General features: G+C 68.5%; 17 protein-coding genes and 1 pseudogene. 9 read left to right on the plus strand and 9 right to left on the minus strand.

Going from position 1 to position 15,095, the window contains the following annotated elements; translation table 11 throughout:
- Positions 1-60: 60 nt before the first annotated feature.
- The 8 genes and pseudogenes from AC07NI_RS17995 to AC07NI_RS18030 all read left to right on the plus strand — a co-directional run bounded on the left by AC07NI_RS17995 (position 61) and on the right by AC07NI_RS18030 (position 5,938).
- A complete protein-coding gene (locus AC07NI_RS17995) occupies positions 61-1,194 on the plus strand; it encodes a Gfo/Idh/MocA family protein (RefSeq protein WP_494621569.1) in 1,134 nt (377 codons plus the stop codon).
- A gap of 13 nt (positions 1,195-1,207) precedes the next feature.
- The gene (locus AC07NI_RS18000; RefSeq protein WP_494621571.1) at positions 1,208-2,560 is read left to right on the plus strand and encodes a Gfo/Idh/MocA family protein; all 1,353 of its coding nucleotides are present in this window, start codon (positions 1,208-1,210) and stop codon (positions 2,558-2,560) included.
- Positions 2,561-2,570: 10 nt separating this feature from the next.
- Positions 2,571-3,011 carry a cupin domain-containing protein gene (locus tag AC07NI_RS18005; protein ID WP_494621573.1) on the plus strand — a complete coding sequence of 147 codons (441 nt, stop codon included), beginning with the start codon at positions 2,571-2,573 and terminating at the stop codon, positions 3,009-3,011.
- Between the two features lie 12 nt (positions 3,012-3,023).
- Positions 3,024-3,125, plus strand: a pseudogene (locus AC07NI_RS18010) (hypothetical protein); the annotation flags it as partial.
- A gap of 87 nt (positions 3,126-3,212) precedes the next feature.
- Positions 3,213-4,148, plus strand: a complete 936-nt coding sequence (locus AC07NI_RS18015; RefSeq protein ID WP_494621575.1) for a metallophosphoesterase family protein — start codon at positions 3,213-3,215, stop codon at positions 4,146-4,148.
- A 23-nt stretch (positions 4,149-4,171) separates the two neighbouring features.
- The gene (locus AC07NI_RS18020) at positions 4,172-4,525 is read left to right on the plus strand and encodes a plastocyanin/azurin family copper-binding protein (RefSeq protein WP_494621577.1); all 354 of its coding nucleotides are present in this window, start codon (positions 4,172-4,174) and stop codon (positions 4,523-4,525) included.
- 1 nt (position 4,526) lies between these two features.
- Positions 4,527-5,186 carry a sigma-70 family RNA polymerase sigma factor gene (locus tag AC07NI_RS18025; protein ID WP_494621579.1) on the plus strand — a complete coding sequence of 220 codons (660 nt, stop codon included), beginning with the start codon at positions 4,527-4,529 and terminating at the stop codon, positions 5,184-5,186.
- The gene (locus AC07NI_RS18030; protein WP_494621581.1) at positions 5,183-5,938 is read left to right on the plus strand and encodes an anti-sigma factor family protein; all 756 of its coding nucleotides are present in this window, start codon (positions 5,183-5,185) and stop codon (positions 5,936-5,938) included. Before AC07NI_RS18025 ends, AC07NI_RS18030 begins: the two co-directional genes overlap by 4 nt.
- Here AC07NI_RS18030 and AC07NI_RS18035 read toward each other — a convergent pair.
- The 5 genes from AC07NI_RS18035 to AC07NI_RS18055 form a co-directional block, all read right to left on the minus strand.
- Positions 5,917-6,420 carry a DNA-deoxyinosine glycosylase gene (locus tag AC07NI_RS18035; protein ID WP_494621583.1) on the minus strand — a complete coding sequence of 168 codons (504 nt, stop codon included), beginning with the start codon at positions 6,418-6,420 and terminating at the stop codon, positions 5,917-5,919. The genes AC07NI_RS18030 and AC07NI_RS18035 overlap by 22 nt on opposite strands.
- A complete protein-coding gene (locus AC07NI_RS18040; RefSeq protein ID WP_494621585.1) occupies positions 6,404-7,150 on the minus strand; it encodes a 2OG-Fe(II) oxygenase family protein in 747 nt (248 codons plus the stop codon). The genes AC07NI_RS18035 and AC07NI_RS18040 overlap by 17 nt, the downstream gene beginning before the upstream one ends.
- A 2-nt stretch (positions 7,151-7,152) precedes the next feature.
- The gene (gene purB / locus AC07NI_RS18045; protein WP_494621587.1) at positions 7,153-8,463 is read right to left on the minus strand and encodes an adenylosuccinate lyase; all 1,311 of its coding nucleotides are present in this window, start codon (positions 8,461-8,463) and stop codon (positions 7,153-7,155) included.
- Positions 8,464-8,517: 54 nt separating this feature from the next.
- The gene (locus AC07NI_RS18050) at positions 8,518-10,020 is read right to left on the minus strand and encodes a spinster family MFS transporter (protein ID WP_494621589.1); all 1,503 of its coding nucleotides are present in this window, start codon (positions 10,018-10,020) and stop codon (positions 8,518-8,520) included.
- 108 nt (positions 10,021-10,128) lie between these two features.
- Positions 10,129-11,463 carry a spinster family MFS transporter gene (locus AC07NI_RS18055; protein WP_494621591.1) on the minus strand — a complete coding sequence of 445 codons (1,335 nt, stop codon included), beginning with the start codon at positions 11,461-11,463 and terminating at the stop codon, positions 10,129-10,131.
- Between the two features lie 90 nt (positions 11,464-11,553).
- Here AC07NI_RS18055 and AC07NI_RS18060 point away from each other — a divergent pair, with 90 nt between their 5' ends.
- Positions 11,554-12,180: a glutathione S-transferase family protein gene (locus tag AC07NI_RS18060; protein WP_494621593.1), complete on the plus strand. Its 627-nt coding sequence runs from the start codon at positions 11,554-11,556 to the stop codon at positions 12,178-12,180.
- Here the strand turns inward: AC07NI_RS18060 and AC07NI_RS18065 are convergent.
- From AC07NI_RS18065 to AC07NI_RS18080, 4 genes are all read right to left on the minus strand, one after another.
- A complete protein-coding gene (locus tag AC07NI_RS18065; protein ID WP_494621595.1) occupies positions 12,177-12,779 on the minus strand; it encodes a glyoxalase superfamily protein in 603 nt (200 codons plus the stop codon). The genes AC07NI_RS18060 and AC07NI_RS18065 overlap by 4 nt on opposite strands.
- A gap of 99 nt (positions 12,780-12,878) precedes the next feature.
- Positions 12,879-13,340: a hypothetical protein gene (locus AC07NI_RS18070; RefSeq protein WP_494621597.1), complete on the minus strand. Its 462-nt coding sequence runs from the start codon at positions 13,338-13,340 to the stop codon at positions 12,879-12,881.
- Positions 13,341-13,361: 21 nt separating this feature from the next.
- On the minus strand, positions 13,362-13,850 hold the full coding sequence (locus AC07NI_RS18075; protein WP_494621599.1) for a hypothetical protein: 489 nt from the start codon (positions 13,848-13,850) through the stop codon (positions 13,362-13,364).
- Between the two features lie 114 nt (positions 13,851-13,964).
- Positions 13,965-15,056 (minus strand): 3-deoxy-7-phosphoheptulonate synthase, encoded by a 1,092-nt coding sequence (locus AC07NI_RS18080; RefSeq protein ID WP_494621601.1) that lies wholly within the window; start codon positions 15,054-15,056, stop codon positions 13,965-13,967.
- Positions 15,057-15,095: the final 39 nt, after the last annotated feature.

The following is a 15,095-nucleotide window of genomic DNA, read 5'->3' on the forward strand; positions in this document are numbered from 1 at the left end:
TGGTCTGATCTCTCCCCATAAGAGGTCAGGCAAGCTGGCGAACGGAGAGGAATAAAGACCATGGACGATCTCGCGAGCCGCCGAGCGTTTCTGTTGGCGGCTGGACTGGGTGGCATGGCCATCGCCAGCGACGCCCTTGCCCAGGAGGTCGCCGCGCCGGGACCGGCCCTGACCGCCAAGCACAAGATCAAGTTCGCGGTGATCGGCCTCGACCACTACCACATCATGAGCATGACCGCCGCGATCAAGCGGGGCGGGGGCGAGTGCGCCTGGGTCTACGCTTACGGCAATGACGCCAAGCAGCTGGCCGACTTCAAGGCCCAGCACGGCGACGTGCCGGTGGCCGCCAGCATCGACCAGGTGCTGAACGACAAATCGATCCAGCTGGTCGCCGCCGCCCCGATCCCCGACCAGCGCACGCCGCTGGGCCTGAAGGTGATGGCGGCGGGCAAGGACTACCTCTCCGACAAGCCGGGCATCATCACCCTGGCGCAACTGGCCCAGGTCCGCGCGGCGGTGAAGTCCACCGGCCGCAAGTACGCGATCATGTACTCCGAACGGTTGGAAGTGCCGTCGGCGATCAAGGCCGGCGAGCTGGTCCAGGCCGGCGCGATCGGCAAGGTCGTGCAGACCATCAACATCGCCCCGCACCGCATCGGCTCGCCCCGTCCGGACTGGTTCTTCGACAAGGCCCGTTACGGCGGCATCCTGACCGACATCGGCTCGCACCAGGCCGACCAGTTCCTGTTCTACACCGGCAGCAAGACCGCCAAGGTCGTCGCCAGCCAGACCGGAAATCTCAACAACGCCGCCCATCCGAAGTTCGAGGACTTCGGCGACATGACCGTCGTCGGCGACGGCGGCACGGGCTATGTGCGGGTCGACTGGTTCACGCCCGACGGCCTGGGCGTCTGGGGCGACGGGCGGCTCTTCATCCTCGGCACCGAGGGCTATATCGAGCTGCGCAAGTACGTCGACCCGACGGGGCGGCCCGGCGCCAACCACCTGCTGATCGTCGACAAGAAGTCGGCTCGCTACATCGACTGCAGTCAGGTGCAGCTGCCGTTCGGGCCGCAGTTCGTCGGCGACATCGTCGAGCGCACCTCGGTCGCCCAGGACCAGACGCAGGCCCTGCTGGCCGCCGAGCTGGTGCTGACCGCCCAGAAGAACGCCACCAAGCCGGTTCTGGGCTAGGGGAGAGATGACGATGAGCAACCTGACCCGTCGCGGAATCCTCGCTGCCGGCATCGCCTTCCCGACCATCGTGCCGGCCACGGTGTTCGGCCAGAACGCGCCGTCGAACCGCATCAATATCGGCGTCATCGGCGTGGGCCGCATCGCCCGCGGCCATGACATGGCCGAGACCTTCAAGTACGACCACGCCCAGATCCTGGCGGTCTGCGATCTGGACTCCAAGCGCGTGGAGTTGGGCAAGCAGCTGGTCAACGAGACCTACAGCAAGAAGTATGGCCGCACCTGGGACAGCGCCCGGGGCTATGCCGACTATCACGAGGTTCTGGCCGCCAAGGACCTGGACGCCGTCATCATCGCCACGCCCGACCACCAGCACGCCATCCTGGCCGTGCACGCGGTCAAGGCCGGCAAGGACGTCTACCTGCAGAAGCCGGCCTCGCTGACCATCGCCGAGGGCCGGACCATGGCCGACGCGGTCGCCAAGTCGGGCCGCATCCTGCAGATCGGCTCGCAGCAGCGGTCGGACAATCCCTGGCCGCAGTTCCGCCGCGCCTGTGAGCTGGTCCGCAACGGCCGCATCGGCCAGCTCAAGCACGTCGAGGTCGGGCTGCCGGGCGACCCGTCCGGTCCCGAGGCGCCGGAGCAGCCGATCCCGGCCAACCTGAACTACGACGCCTGGCTGGGCTCGACGCCGGAGGCCTACTACACCGAGATGCGCGTCCATCCGCAGGCCGACTTCGGCCGGCCGGGCTGGCTGCGCTGCGAGCAGTTCGGGGCGGGCATGATCACCGGCTGGGGCGCGCACCACATCGACACCGCCCACTGGGGCATGGACATGGAGCACTCCGGTCCCGTCGAGATCTGGGGCTCGGCCGAGTTCCCCAAGAGCGGCCTGTGGAACGTGCACGGCAAGTTCCTGACCCACGCCCGCTACGCCAACGGCGTGACCATGGACATCTCGGGCGACTTCCCCAACGGGGTGAAGTTCATCGGCACGGAAGGCTGGATCTTCGTCGCCCGCGACGCGGCCGTCACCTCCAGCGATCCCAGCTTCGGCCAGAAGCCGACGCCCGCCCTGTCGGCCAGCAATCCGAAGATCCTGGACAGCGTGATCGGCCCCAACGAGGTCCATCTGCGTAAGTCGGTGGAACAGCACGGCGACTGGCTGACCTCGATCAAGACCCGGGCGGCGCCTTCGGCCCCGGCGGAGATCGGCCACCGCGCCTGTTCGACCTGCCTGCTGCACCACGCGGCCATGAAGACCGGCCGCCGCCTGCACTGGGACCCCAAGGCCGAGCGCTTCATCAATGACGACGCGGCCAACGCCTTGCTGAGCCGTCCGCAGCGCAAGCCGTACACGTTCTAGGGAGATGGCGATGATCACGAAACGAGACCTCGCCATCGCCGCCGGCGCGGTGGTCCTGACCCTGGCCGGCGTCGCCGTCGCCCAGGCCCCCAAGCCCGCCCTGATCGGCCCCATGGTCTGGCGCTGGGACGAAATGAAGCCCCACGACACCGACGTCGGGACCTACGCCCAGCTGGCCAAGGGCCCGACCGCGACGCTGGACGAGCTGGAGATGCACGTCACGACCCTCAAACCCGGGACCAGCTCGCACCCGCCGCACACCCATCCGAACGAGGAGCTGGTCATCATCAAGGAAGGCCAGGTCGAGACCCTGTCGGGCGGCAAGTGGGAGAAGCTCGGCCCGGGCGGCGTGATCTTCAACGCCTCCAATAGCCCGCATGCCTTGAAGAACATCGGCACGACCAACGCGGTCTACCACGTGATCAACTTCAAGACCGACAAGACGCACTAGCTCCCTCAAACTTGTCATCCCGGCCGCAGCGAAGCGGAGAGCCGGGACCCAGGGGCAACCGCACTGCGCCGGCCCCTGGGTCCCGGACAGCCTCTGCGAGGCTTCCGGGATGACAAGAATTTGGATTTCTTACCGCCGCCGGGAATAACCGCGCGGCCGGTCCCGTCTTGCTCCCTGAGACCCCAAGTCCAAGGAGCCAAGATGGACGACCATGACCACCACGAAGACCGGCGCGGATTCCTCAAGTGCATGGCCTGGGCCGGCACGGGCGCGCTGTTCACGATGAGCGGCGGGCTGGCCAGCTCGATCAGCCTCGACCAGGCCGCGGCCGCGCCCTACGGGGCCGCCAAGGGCTTCTCGTTCCTCCAGATCAGCGACAGCCATATCGGCTTCAACAAGGCCGCGAACCCCGACACCAAGGCCACCTTCCGCGAGGCGGTGGGCAAGATCCTGGCCCTGCCGGTCAAGCCGGACTTCATCCTCCACACCGGCGACATCACCCAGCTGTCGCGCGACGAGGAGTTCGACGACGCCGACCAGATCCTGAAGGAAGCCGGCCTCACGGTGTTCCATGTGCCGGGCGAGCACGACATGCTGGACGAGGGCGCCGGCAAGGCCTTCTTCGACCGCTACGGCAAGGGGACCAAGGGCGCGGGCTGGTACAGCTTCGACCATCGCGGCGTACACTTCGTGGCCCTGGTGAATGTCGTGAACCTCAAGGCCGGCGGCATGGGCAGCCTGGGGCCTGAGCAGCTGGCCTGGCTGGAGAGGGACCTGGCCGGCCGGTCGTCCTCGACGCCGATCGTGGTCTTCGCCCACATCCCGCTGTGGACGGTCTATGCCGACTGGGGCTGGGGCACCGACGACGCGGCCCAGGCGCTGGGCTACCTCAAGCGCTTCGGCTCGGTGACCGTGCTGAACGGCCACATCCACCAGATCACCCAGAAGGTCGAAGGCAATATCGCCTTCCACACCGCCCGCTCGACCGCCTTCCCGCAACCGGTGGGCGGCGAGGGGCCGTCGCCGGGCCCGCTGAAGGTGCCCGCCGAGCAACTGCGGTCGATGCTGGGGATCACCAGCGCGACCTTCGTGCGCGGCCAGGAGCGCATCGCCCTGATCGACGGCGCGCTCGCTTAAACCCTCAAGTCAAAAGGCTTTTCATGACACGTCTTCCCGCTCTCGCCGGCGCCCTGGCGCTCGCCTTCTTCTCGGTCGGCCCGGCCGCCGTCACGCCGGTCGCCGCCGCCGTCGCGCCCGTCCCGCAGACCGTCCGTATCGGCAACTTCACCTTCGGTCCGACGGTGCTCAGCGTGCCGGTCGGGACCACCGTCACCTGGATCAACGAGGACGACATCCCCCACACGGTCGTGGCCGACAACAAGACGCTGTTCAGGTCCAAGGTGCTGGACACGGGCGACCGCTTCTCGTTCACCTTCACCAAGCCCGGCGAATTCGGCTATTTCTGCTCCCTGCACCCCCACATGGTGGGCAAGGTGGTGGTGAAGCCGAGCTAAGATGCAGACGCTGTCGATGACCGCTCCGGCGATCCGCCTGAGGCCCATGCCGGGTCAGCGCCTGCTCGTGCTGGTGCTGGGCCCGCTGCTGGCCGTCGCCCATGGCGGCGGGCGCGCCTGGTGGAGCCGTCGGGCGCGGTCGTCGACGGCCGCCGGGCCAGGCGACTTCGACGGCGTAATCCTCGTCCACATCGACGCGGCCTATAACCTGGCGCGCTACCTGACAGGCGATGTCGAACTGGCCGAGGACATCGTCCAGGAGGCGCTGCTGAAGGCCTATCGCGGGTTCGCGGCGTATCGCGGCGACAACGCCAAGGCCTGGCTGCTGACCATCGTCCGGCGCGGCTTCCTCGACTGGGCCAACGCCCGCCGCGCCAGCCGCTCGGTGTTCGCCGAGGACGAGGCCGCCGAGGATGTCGCCGATCCTTGCGAGAGCGCCGAGACGCTGCTGTCGCAGGCGGCGGACGTCGCCACGGTCCAGCGCGCCTTGCAGGCCTTGCCCGAGCCGTTCCGCGAGAGCCTGATCCTGCGCGAGATCGAGGGCCTGTCCTATCGCGAGGTGGCCGAGATGACCGGCGTGCCGCAGGGCACGGTGATGTCCCGTCTGGCGCGGGGCCGCGAATTGCTGGCGCGGGCGCTGCGAACGGAGGCCGCGCGATGAGCGATTGCGACACCTGCCGGCTGCTGTTGCAGGCGATGATGGACGGCGAGCTGGACGCCGCCGGCGTGCTGCGGGTCGAGGAGCACCTGAAGACCTGTTCCGCCTGCACCCAGGCGCTGGAGGACCTGAAGCTGGTGCGCGGGGCCATGGCCTCACCGGGCGTGGCCTATGCCGCGCCCGAGGCCCTGAAGCGCCGCGTGGCCATCGCGATTGACGCCGAGGCGACTGCTCGGAAGCGGACTGCGAAGCGGCCGCGCGTCAATGTCGGCTTGATCCCCAGCTTCGCGGCGCTCGCCCTGGCCGTGACCTTGGGCGTGACCGGCGTCGGCCACTGGCGGACCGGGCTGGCCGACGAGCTCGTCGCCGACCACGTGCGCTCGCTGCAGGCCAACCATCTGGTCGATGTCGAAACGTCCAGCCGGCACGTCGTGAAGCCGTGGTTCGACGGCAAGGTGGCCTTCGCCCCGACGGTGGTGGACTTCGCCGACAAGGGCTTCCCGTTGGCCGGGGGGCGGCTGGACTATGTGAAGAACCAACCCGCCGCGGCGCTGGTTTATCGACGCGGGTTGCACGTCATCAACGTGTTCGTCTGGCCGGGCGAGGGGGCCGATCGGCTCGGCACGCTCAGCCAGCGCAACGGCTACCGGCTGGAACACTGGCAGGCCGGCGGCCTGACCTACTGGGCGGTGTCGGACCTGGATCCGACCGAGCTGAAGCGGTTCCGGGACCTCTACGTCGCGGCGCTCAAATAGGGCTTCAGCGCGCTCCAGGCGTGCGCCTTCTCCGCGAAGGTCATCGCGGCGTGGGCCGGGCTGGAAGAGGGCAGAGCGATCGTCGCGACACGGTCGCCGACCAGCCGCACGCCGAGCTTGGCGGCCGTGCCGCCGTTGAAGGCGACGACGCGCAGCGCGGGCAGGGTCTCGATCAGCGCCAGCAGGTCATTGGCGGCTGGATCGCGGATGGCGGCGTCGAGGCTGCCTTCGCGACGGGCTTCGTTGATCACGTCCCACAGGCCGACGCCGTGGGCCCGCAACACGGCCAGCCGCTCCTCGTAGCCCAACGGCACGAGCGGCGCGTCGATGACGCCCTCGATCAGCCGCCAGAAGGCGTTTCTCGGATTGCCGTAGTACTGGCTGACCGCTAGCGAGGCCTCGCCGGGCAGGCTGCCCAGCACCAGCACCCGCGTGTTGGCGTCGACGACTGGCGGGAAGCCGCGCTTAGCCGCCGGCGCCATTGGGCGGATCGTTGCGCAGCCAGCCGGTGACGGTCAGGCGCAGCGCCCCGGCATAGGGCGCGACCGGGGCCACCGAGTGCTGCTGCGGCACCTTGAACAGGGTCAGGACATTGAACGCCGGCGCGAAGCCGCGCGCCACGTCACCGTGGGCGTCATGGAACAGCAGCTGGCCGCCCCAGTCGGGCCGCCACTGGCGCGTGAGGCCCAGGGTGTAGGCCGCCAGGCGCTCGCCAACGCCGGTGTCGTCGTGCTGGGTCAGGAAGTCGCCGGGGCGATAGCAAGTTGCCTGGCCATCGATCTTGGTGATCCCGGGCTCGCCGGTGACCGCCGCCCCGAAGGCGATGAACTCGGGGCTGTTGAGGAACGCCGTCAGGGCGTGGATCGGATGCCCCGGGTCGCGGCCTTCGACGAAGGCGTTGATCATCGGATAGCCGAGATAGGCATAGGCAAAGCCGCTGCGGGCCCGCACCGTCGCGGCGTGCAGTTTGTTCGCCACGACCTGATCGCCCAACTCGGCCCGCCGGGCGCGGGTGATGACCTCGGCCCCGCCGCGCTCGTTCGAGCAGATGATGTCCCAGTCGATGGTCTGTTCCAGGATACCGGCCAGGCGGTCGACGACCGCCGGCTCGAACACCTCGGGGATGCGCACGAGGCCATCGCGCGCATAGGCCTGCGCGAAGACCGCCGGATCCAGCGCCGGATTGAGGCGGAGAACCGGCGGTTCGCTCATACTCAGCCTTGCTCGCCGAAGACGCGCTTGAAGATCACGTCGACGTTCTTGGTGTGGTAGCCGTAGTCGAACAGCTCCTCGAGCACGCTGTCCGACAGCGCCTTGGAGACCACCGGGTCGGCCTTGAGGAAGTCGATGAACCGACCCTCGCCGCGCCACACCTTCATCGAGTTGCCCTGCACGGCGGCATAGGCGTCCTCGCGCGACACGCCTTCTTGCGTCAGGGCCAGCATGACCCGTTGCGAGAACACCAGGCCCCCCAGCTTGTCCAGGTTCTTGGCCATGTTGTCGGGATAGATGTTGAAGCGCTCGATCACCCCGGCCAGGCGGCGCAGGGCGAAGTCGAGGTGAATGGTGGCGTCGGGGCCGATGCCGCGCTCGACCGACGAGTGGCTGATGTCGCGCTCGTGCCAGAGGGCGACGTTCTCCATCGCCGGGATCACGGCCGAGCGGACCAGACGGGCCAAGCCGGTCAGGTTCTCGGTCAGGATCGGGTTGCGCTTGTGCGGCATGGCCGACGAGCCCTTCTGGCCCGGATCGAACGGCTCTTCGGCTTCCAGCACCTCGGTGCGCTGCAGGTGGCGGATCTCGGTGGCCAGACGCTCGACCGAAGAGGCCACGACGCCGAGGGCGGCGAAATAGGCCGCATGGCGGTCGCGCGGGATCACCTGGGTCGAGACCGGCTCGACGGCCAGGCCCATCTTGTCGGCCACGTGCTGTTCGACGCGCGGATCGACATTGGCAAAGGTGCCGACGGCGCCCGAGATCGCGCAGGTGGCGATCTCGAACTTGGCCATCGCCAGGCGTTCCTTGGCGCGCTGGAATTCGGCGTAGTAGCCGGCCAGCTTCAGGCCGAAGGTCAGGGGCTCGGCGTGGATGCCGTGGCTGCGGCCGACGCAGACCGTCATCTTGTGCTCGAGCGCGCGGCGCTTCAGGGCAGCGAGGACCAGGTCGACGTCTTCCAGCAGCAGGTCGGTGGCCTTGCTCAGCTGCACGGCGAAGCAGGTGTCCAGCACGTCGCTGCTGGTCATGCCCTGGTGCAGGAAGCGGGCTTCCGGACCGACGATCTCGGCCACGTGGGTCAGGAAGGCGATGACGTCATGCTTGGTGACGCGCTCGATCTCGTCGATGCGGTCGCTGTCCCAGACAGCGTCCTTGCCTTTTTCCCAGATCGTCTCGGCGGCGAGCTTCGGGATGGTCCCGATCTCGGCCATGGCGTCGGCGGCGTGGGCCTCGATCTCGAACCAGATCTTGTACTTGGTCTGGCTGGACCAGATGGCGGCGGCTTCGGGGCGGGCGTAGCGGCTGATCATGGGGCGGCCGTTTCGGCCCGACCGCCCCCGGAGTCAAGTGAAGAGGCTTATTACTTACGCCGCTTCGCGCGACTTCATGTGCTTGACCATGCCGATCGCGGCCAGGGCGTAGTGGACGCCGGCCCAGGCGTAGAAGCACAGCGAGACGATGATGCCCTGCTGGCTGGACAGGGCCAGGGTCGTGCGGCACTGGGCCGCCAGTTCGGCCGCCGAGCCTTTGGGCGCGATGCCGCCGGGGCAGGTCGCCGCGAAGCTCTGGCCGCCTTCGACGCCGAACGAGCCCAGCACGCTGTGGATCACGCCCGCCGCGTCCGGCGTGTTGAAGTGGTACTGGGCCAGGTGGTCGATCAGCCAGCCGGTGAAGACCGGGCCGCCGCCCAGGGCGATCAGGTTCAGGAAGAAGAACAGCAGGGCGGTGGCGGTGGCCCGGCGGCGCGGCTCCACCGAGTTCTGGACCACGGCGAAAGTCGGGGCCAGGTACACATAGTGGAAGATGCCGGGGACCAGCAGGATCAGCGCCGTCGCCTGCCACTCGCTCTGCATGTAGGCCAGGATGTAGATCGGCGTGCAGATGATCAGGCCGATGGCGGGCACCCAGGCGTACCACTTGACGCTGCGCTTGCCGGCCCAGTCGCTGAGGAAGCCGCCGACCAGGGTGCCGATGCCGGCCGAGAAGCCGCCGATCAGGCCGGTGATCAGACCGACCTGCGCCAGCCCCAGGCCAAAGGCGCGCACGAAGTAGGAGGGCACGAAGGCGCCCGAGCCGTAGGAGCCGAACGAGGCGATGGTCACGCCCAGCACCATGTTCAGCACCGGCCACTTGAAGAACAGGACCTTGAAGACCGCCCACAGCTCGGAGAACTCGGTGGCCAGGGAGAAGGCCGGCTTGGGCGCCGGTTCGACCACGAGGTTCTCGGCCTCGAGCGGACGCTCGACGATCTCGGAGTGGCCGCGCGGCGGTTCCTTGACCACCAGCTTGACGATCAGGGCCAGGATCACGCCGGGCAGGCCAACGATGACGAAGGCGACGCGCCAGCTGAACTCCTGGGCCAGCCAGCCGCCGGCCACGGCGCCGAACATGGTGCCTAGCGGGATGCCGAACGAATAGATCGACAGGGCCGAGGCGCGCTTCTTGGGCTCGTAATAGTCGCTGATCAGCGAGTGGCTGGGCGGCGAGCAACCGGCCTCGCCGACGCCGACGCCGAAGCGGAACAGGGCCAGCTGGGCGAAGCTGGTGGCCGCGCCGCACAGGGCGGTGAAGCCCGACCAGACGACCAGCGACACCGAGATGATGGTCACGCGGTTCCAGCGCTCGGCCAGGCGGGCGATCGGGATGCCCAGCAGCGTGTAGAGCAGGGCGAAGTAGAGGCCGCCCAGCAGACCCAGCTGCGTGTCGGTCAGCTTCAGGTCGACCTTGATGGCCTGGCCGATGGTGGCGATGATCGTCCGGTCGATGAAGTTGAAGGTGTAGGTGGCCAACAAAAGCCCCAGCACCGTCGCCTTGTAGCCATTCGAATAAAGCGGCCGATCGCCGCCGGACGCACGCGCGTCGGCCATACTGACTCTCTCCCTTCAAACATTTGTTCTAATTCTTTGAGGGGACTGTGACGGAGCGGAAGCCAAAGCGCCAGAGGCTAATTTCGCAAGCCTCCGGCGCCTGTAGACCTAGGCCACCATCTCTTCCCGGATGCTGCTCCGCGCCGCCCAGAACAGGCCGAAGGCGACCAGGCCCAGGGTGGCCGAGACGATCAGCGCCCAGCGCACGCCTTGCGCTTCGCCCAGCCCCATATGACCGGCCAGCACGTCGCTGAGCAGGCCCACGGCTACCGGGCCGAGGCCCAGGCCGATCAGGTTGATGATCAGCAGCAGCACGGCCGAGGCAGTCGCCCTCAGCGCCGGATCGACGATGCTCTGAGCGGTGGCGTAGACGGGGCCGTACCACAGCGTGCCGAGCAGGGCGTTGATGGCCAGCAGGCCGATGGCGGTCATCGGCGCGTCCATGCTGACGGCGGTGATGTAGATAGGGATGGTGATCAGCGAGGCGATGGCCGGCACGGTGACATAGGCCCGCAGGTCCTTGGCCCCCAGGCGGTCGGCGAACACCCCGCCCAGCCAGGCGCCGATGACGCCGGCCGTGCCGCCGATCAGGCCCAGGGCCAGGCCCAGAAACCCCGCCGACTTCAGGCCGAACATGGCGGCCAGCTCTGCGATCTCGGCGCCGTGGTTGCGGAAGAAGAACGAGGCGGTGAACGGCGCGTGGCCATAGCCGATGAAGGCCTTGATCGAGGCGGCCAGGGCCACCAGCCAGAAGGTCTTCTTGGTCGCCAGCACCGCCAGGGCGGCGGCGAAGCTGATCTGCGAGCTGGCGCGGGCGGCCATCTCGGCGGCCAACTGCTTGCGCGGCTCCACAAGGGTGAAGGCGGCGATCAGGGCGAAGATCACGCCCGGCGCACCAGCCACCATGAAGGCCGCCCGCCAGCCATAGGCGTCGGCGATCAGCCCGCCCATGGCCATGCCGGCCAGCGTGCCCAGCGGCGTGCCGATCGAATAGAAGGCGATGGCGCTGGCCCGCTTCTCCTTGGGCACATAGTCGGTGATCAGCGAGTGGGCGGGCGGCGTGCAGCCGGCCTCGCCGACCCCCACGCCGATCCGCATCAGGATCAGCTGCCAGAAGTTCTGGGTGAAGCCGCACAGCACCGTGAAGGCGCTCCAGGCGGCCACCGAGGCGCCGATGATGTAGGGGCGGTTCTTGGTCTCGGCGATGCGGGCGATCGGGATGCCCAGCACCGTGTAGAAGATGGCGAAGGCCAGGCCCGTCATCATGCCCAGCTGCCAGTCGGCGAGGTTGAGATCGCGTTTGATCGGCTCGGCCAGGATGTTGACCACCTGCCGGTCCAGGAAGTTCAGCGTGTAGATGATCAGCAGGACCCAGAGGGCGTATCGTCGGTAGGCCGTCGATACGGGCGCGACAACGGGCGACGGCGTGGCGGCTTCCGCCATGGACTCTCTCCCTCGAACATTTGTTCTAATCGTTGAGGCGACCTTAGACGCAAGGTAAGCCGGGCGGCAATCGCATCAGGGGAGAGCGGCATGGAACTCGTCATCGGCACCAAGGCCTGGTCCAGCTGGTCGTTGCGGCCGTGGCTGGCGCTCAAGCGCACCGGCGCGCCGTTCCAGGAGATCGAGATCCAGCTGCGCCAGGGCGAGGCCAGCGACGCGGCCATCGCGGCGCGCTCGCCCAGTCGCCAGGTGCCGGTGCTGAAGGACGGCGACCTGACCGTCTGGGACTCGCTGGCGATCTGCGAATACCTGGCCGAGAAGTTCCCGGACGCCAAGCTGTGGCCGGCCGACCCGATCTTGCGCGCTCTGGGCCGCTCGGCGGCGGCCGAGATGCACGGCGGCTTCCAGGCCCTGCGCGGCGAGTGCCCGATGGCGCTGGAGGAAGAGCCGCGCGCGGTCGACATCTCCGAAGCCGTCCAGAAGAACGTCCGCACGATCGTCGGGCGCTGGAACCAGCTGCTGGAGCGTTCGGGCGGGCCGTTCCTGGTCGGCGAGTGGTCGATCGCCGACGCCTTCTATGCGCCGGTGGCCACGCGCTTCCGCACCTACGGGATCAAGCTCGCCGACTACGGCGACGCCGGCGCGGCGCAGGCCTATGCCGACCGCCTGCTGGCGACGCCGGAGTTCCTGGAGTGGGAGCGCGCCGCGCTGGCCTAGCTTTCGCGCCGGCGGGCCAGTTCGGCCCGGATCAGCGCCTGGATGTCCATGCCGAAGATGGTCAGCCCGTCGATCTTGGCGTCGTCGATCGTGACGCCGCTGAGATTGACGTTGTTGAAGCGCGCCTTCGACAGGTCGATGTCCTCGAACGTCGCGCCGGACAGGCGGCAATCGACGAAGGTCGCGCCCGCCATGTCGCGGGTCTTGAAGCGCGGCGCCTCGGCTTCCAGCGGCTGGCCGACGTCGATGCGGTTGCCGTCCGGATCGGCGAAGACGAACGCCCGCAGGCCGTACTCCTTGTCGGCCAGCGACTTGATGATCCGCACGCCTGCCGCGACCAGGTGGTCGTGCAGGGCGTCGACCTTGTCGACGATCAGGTGGGCGATGTTGGTGGTCGAGGGCTTGTGGTCCTTGACCAGGCTCAGATGCAGCTCGGCCCCGTCCTTTTCCAGGATCATGAAGCCGACCGGCTGGCCGTTCTCGAAGGTTTTCGAAAAGCCCAGGACGTCGCGGTAGAAGGCTTGAGCGGCCTGGATGTCACGCGTGAAGACGGATGCGGCCAGACGGCCGAACCGGATGGTCGAGGTCGATGAGGTCATCGCTCGCGGTTTCCCTGTGGAAGAGGCAGGGGCGGCGGTGCGCGTGCCCGATGTGGAGCAGTGTCCGGCTCCGCTTCTGCCACAGGGAAATTGCGAGAACTAGAGCCCGGCGGGGACCCCGTTGTTGACCGGCGGCGGCTTGCAGCGGCCGGCGCGGGCCTGGACCACGTAGAACAGCGCGCGACCCTGGGCGAAGCTGCTGTGCTCGGCCAGCGGGTTGGTCGGCTGACCGGTAGTCAGGCTCAGCGCCTGCTCGCCGCTATTGGCGCTCTGGCCCAGCGAGGCCTGGTTCCAGCGGCTCAGCACCGGGGCGCAGGCGGCCACGACCGCGTCGGCCACGACCTCGCCCCCGTCCTTGGAGCCGGCCAGGCTGTAGGCCCAACGGCGCGTGCACTCGTCGACCGGGGTCGATGGGTCCGAGGCCGCCGTGGCGCCGGGGCCGGTGTTGTTGCGGAAGTCGGCGCAGATCTTCGGATTGCTCATGGCCTCGTGCCCGTTTTCGCAGGCGGCCAGGGCGAGGGTGGCGAGGGCCAGGGCGGCCATCACGGACTTGCGGATCATCGTTCTGATTTCCGTGTGTTCTTAGCGGGGGCAGATCTGGACGGGGCGCTGCGAGAGGCGGCCGCGCTCGTCGTAGTAGGAGATCGTGGCGTTGCGGCACGTCCCGCCGGTCGAGGTGTTGGCCGAGACCTGCTGGAAGGTGCCGTTGCGGACCTCGCCGGTGGCGACTGGATTGCCCATGTGGTCGTAGTAGACCTGACGGACCGGCGCGGGCTGGGCCGGCGCCGCGTAGGAAGCGCCGCGCGAACCGGAGCTGTAATAGGCCGTGCGGCTGCGGCAGCCGCTCTTGCCGATCTCGCGACCGACCAGGGCGCCGCCCAGGCCGCCGACGATCAGGCCGCCGCCGCCCTTGGAGATGGCGTTGCCGACCAGGGCCCCGCCCAGGCCGCCGATGACGGTGCCGGTGGCCTTGCGGCTGCGGCAGGTGGCGGCGTCGGCGTCCGTGGGCGCCAGCGTCGCGGGAAGGGCGATGGCGCCGATGGCCAGGCCGATGATGACGAGACGGGTCATTTTGATCTTCGCCTTGGTGAAGGTCCCTCGGGCTTCACAACGCGTCTCGTCGGCAGAAGGATGCGCGCAACGGCGGGATGTCGACTTAACGTCCCGCCGTCCGCGCGTCCGGGCTTAGGCCTTACGGGCCTCGCGGCCGGCCTTCACGGCGGCGGCCAGTTGGTCGAGCAGGGTCACCGAGGTGTCCCAGTCGACGCAGGCGTCGGTGACCGACTGGCCGTAGGTCAGGGGCTGGCCGGGGACGATGTCCTGGCGGCCGGCGACGAGGTTGCTTTCGATCATCACGCCCATGATCGGCGAGGTCCCGGTCGCCAGCTGGGCGGCGATGTCGGCGACGACGGCGGGCTGGTTCTCGTGGTTCTTGCCGCTGTTGGCGTGGCTGACATCGACCATGATCCGGGCGGGCATGCCGGCCTTGGCCACGGCTTGCGCGGCGGCTTCGACGCTGGCGGCGTCGTAGTTCGGCGTCTTGCCGCCGCGCAGCACGACGTGGCAGTCGCCGTTGCCGGTGGTGGTGGCGATAGCCGCGCGACCTTCCTTGGTCACGGCCAGGAAATGGTGCGGCTGGCTGGCGGCCATCACCGCGTCCACGGCCACCTTCACGTCGCCGTTGGTGCCGTTCTTGAAGCCCACCGGGCAGGAGAGGCCCGAGGCCATCTCGCGGTGGATCTGGCTCTCGGTCGTGCGGGCGCCTATCGCGCCCCAGGCCACCAGGTCGGCGATGTACTGCGGCGTGGTGACGTCCAGGAACTCGCAGGCGGTCGGCAGGCCCTGGGCGCTGACGTCCAGCAGCACCCGGCGCGCCAGGCGCAGGCCTTCATTGATACGGAAGCCGCCGTCCAGGTCCGGGTCGTTGATCAGGCCCTTCCAGCCCACCGTGGTGCGCGGCTTCTCGAAATAGACCCGCATGATCACTTCCAACTCGCCGGCGTGGCGCTCGCGCTCGGCGGCCAGGCGCTGGGCGTAGTCGAGGGCGGCCTTGGGGTCATGGATCGAGCAGGGGCCAATCACCACCACCAGGCGGTCGTCGCGGCCGTGCAGGATCTCGTGGACCGCCGCGCGGGCGTCGCCCACGACCTCGGCGACCGACGAGCTGGCCGGGGCCTCGCCGATTACCTGGGCGGGCGGGCTGAGGGTCTGCAGTTTCTCGATGCGCAGGTCGTCGGTGGGGACGGGCAGCGAGACGAGGTTGGCGGTGGAAGGCATGGCGTACTCCGGAAGATCCCTGAGAGAGACTTGGGGGTG

The sequence above is a fragment of the Caulobacter sp. GW821-FHT10E02 genome (genome assembly GCF_059415225.1).

Bases quoted from the DNA above. Each gene is read 5' to 3' on its own strand.
- AC07NI_RS18005 (WP_494621573.1), top strand. From the start codon at position 2,571: ATGATCACGAAACGAGACCTCGCCATCGCCGCCGGCGCGGTGGTCCTG.
- AC07NI_RS18040 (WP_494621585.1), bottom strand. From the start codon at position 7,150: ATGAGCGAACCGCCGGTTCTCCGCCTCAATCCGGCGCTGGATCCGGCG.
- AC07NI_RS18055 (WP_494621591.1), bottom strand. From the start codon at position 11,463: ATGGCGGAAGCCGCCACGCCGTCGCCCGTTGTCGCGCCCGTATCGACG.
- AC07NI_RS18020 (WP_494621577.1), top strand. From the start codon at position 4,172: ATGACACGTCTTCCCGCTCTCGCCGGCGCCCTGGCGCTCGCCTTCTTC.
- purB (WP_494621587.1), bottom strand. From the start codon at position 8,463: ATGATCAGCCGCTACGCCCGCCCCGAAGCCGCCGCCATCTGGTCCAGC.
- AC07NI_RS18060 (WP_494621593.1), top strand. From the start codon at position 11,554: ATGGAACTCGTCATCGGCACCAAGGCCTGGTCCAGCTGGTCGTTGCGG.
- AC07NI_RS18015 (WP_494621575.1), top strand. From the start codon at position 3,213: ATGGACGACCATGACCACCACGAAGACCGGCGCGGATTCCTCAAGTGC.
- AC07NI_RS18065 (WP_494621595.1), bottom strand. From the start codon at position 12,779: ATGACCTCATCGACCTCGACCATCCGGTTCGGCCGTCTGGCCGCATCC.
- AC07NI_RS18080 (WP_494621601.1), bottom strand. From the start codon at position 15,056: ATGCCTTCCACCGCCAACCTCGTCTCGCTGCCCGTCCCCACCGACGAC.
- AC07NI_RS18035 (WP_494621583.1), bottom strand. From the start codon at position 6,420: ATGGCGCCGGCGGCTAAGCGCGGCTTCCCGCCAGTCGTCGACGCCAAC.
- AC07NI_RS17995 (WP_494621569.1), top strand. From the start codon at position 61: ATGGACGATCTCGCGAGCCGCCGAGCGTTTCTGTTGGCGGCTGGACTG.
- AC07NI_RS18070 (WP_494621597.1), bottom strand. From the start codon at position 13,340: ATGATCCGCAAGTCCGTGATGGCCGCCCTGGCCCTCGCCACCCTCGCC.
- AC07NI_RS18030 (WP_494621581.1), top strand. From the start codon at position 5,183: ATGAGCGATTGCGACACCTGCCGGCTGCTGTTGCAGGCGATGATGGAC.
- AC07NI_RS18075 (WP_494621599.1), bottom strand. From the start codon at position 13,850: ATGACCCGTCTCGTCATCATCGGCCTGGCCATCGGCGCCATCGCCCTT.
- AC07NI_RS18050 (WP_494621589.1), bottom strand. From the start codon at position 10,020: ATGGCCGACGCGCGTGCGTCCGGCGGCGATCGGCCGCTTTATTCGAAT.
- AC07NI_RS18000 (WP_494621571.1), top strand. From the start codon at position 1,208: ATGAGCAACCTGACCCGTCGCGGAATCCTCGCTGCCGGCATCGCCTTC.
- AC07NI_RS18025 (WP_494621579.1), top strand. From the start codon at position 4,527: ATGCAGACGCTGTCGATGACCGCTCCGGCGATCCGCCTGAGGCCCATG.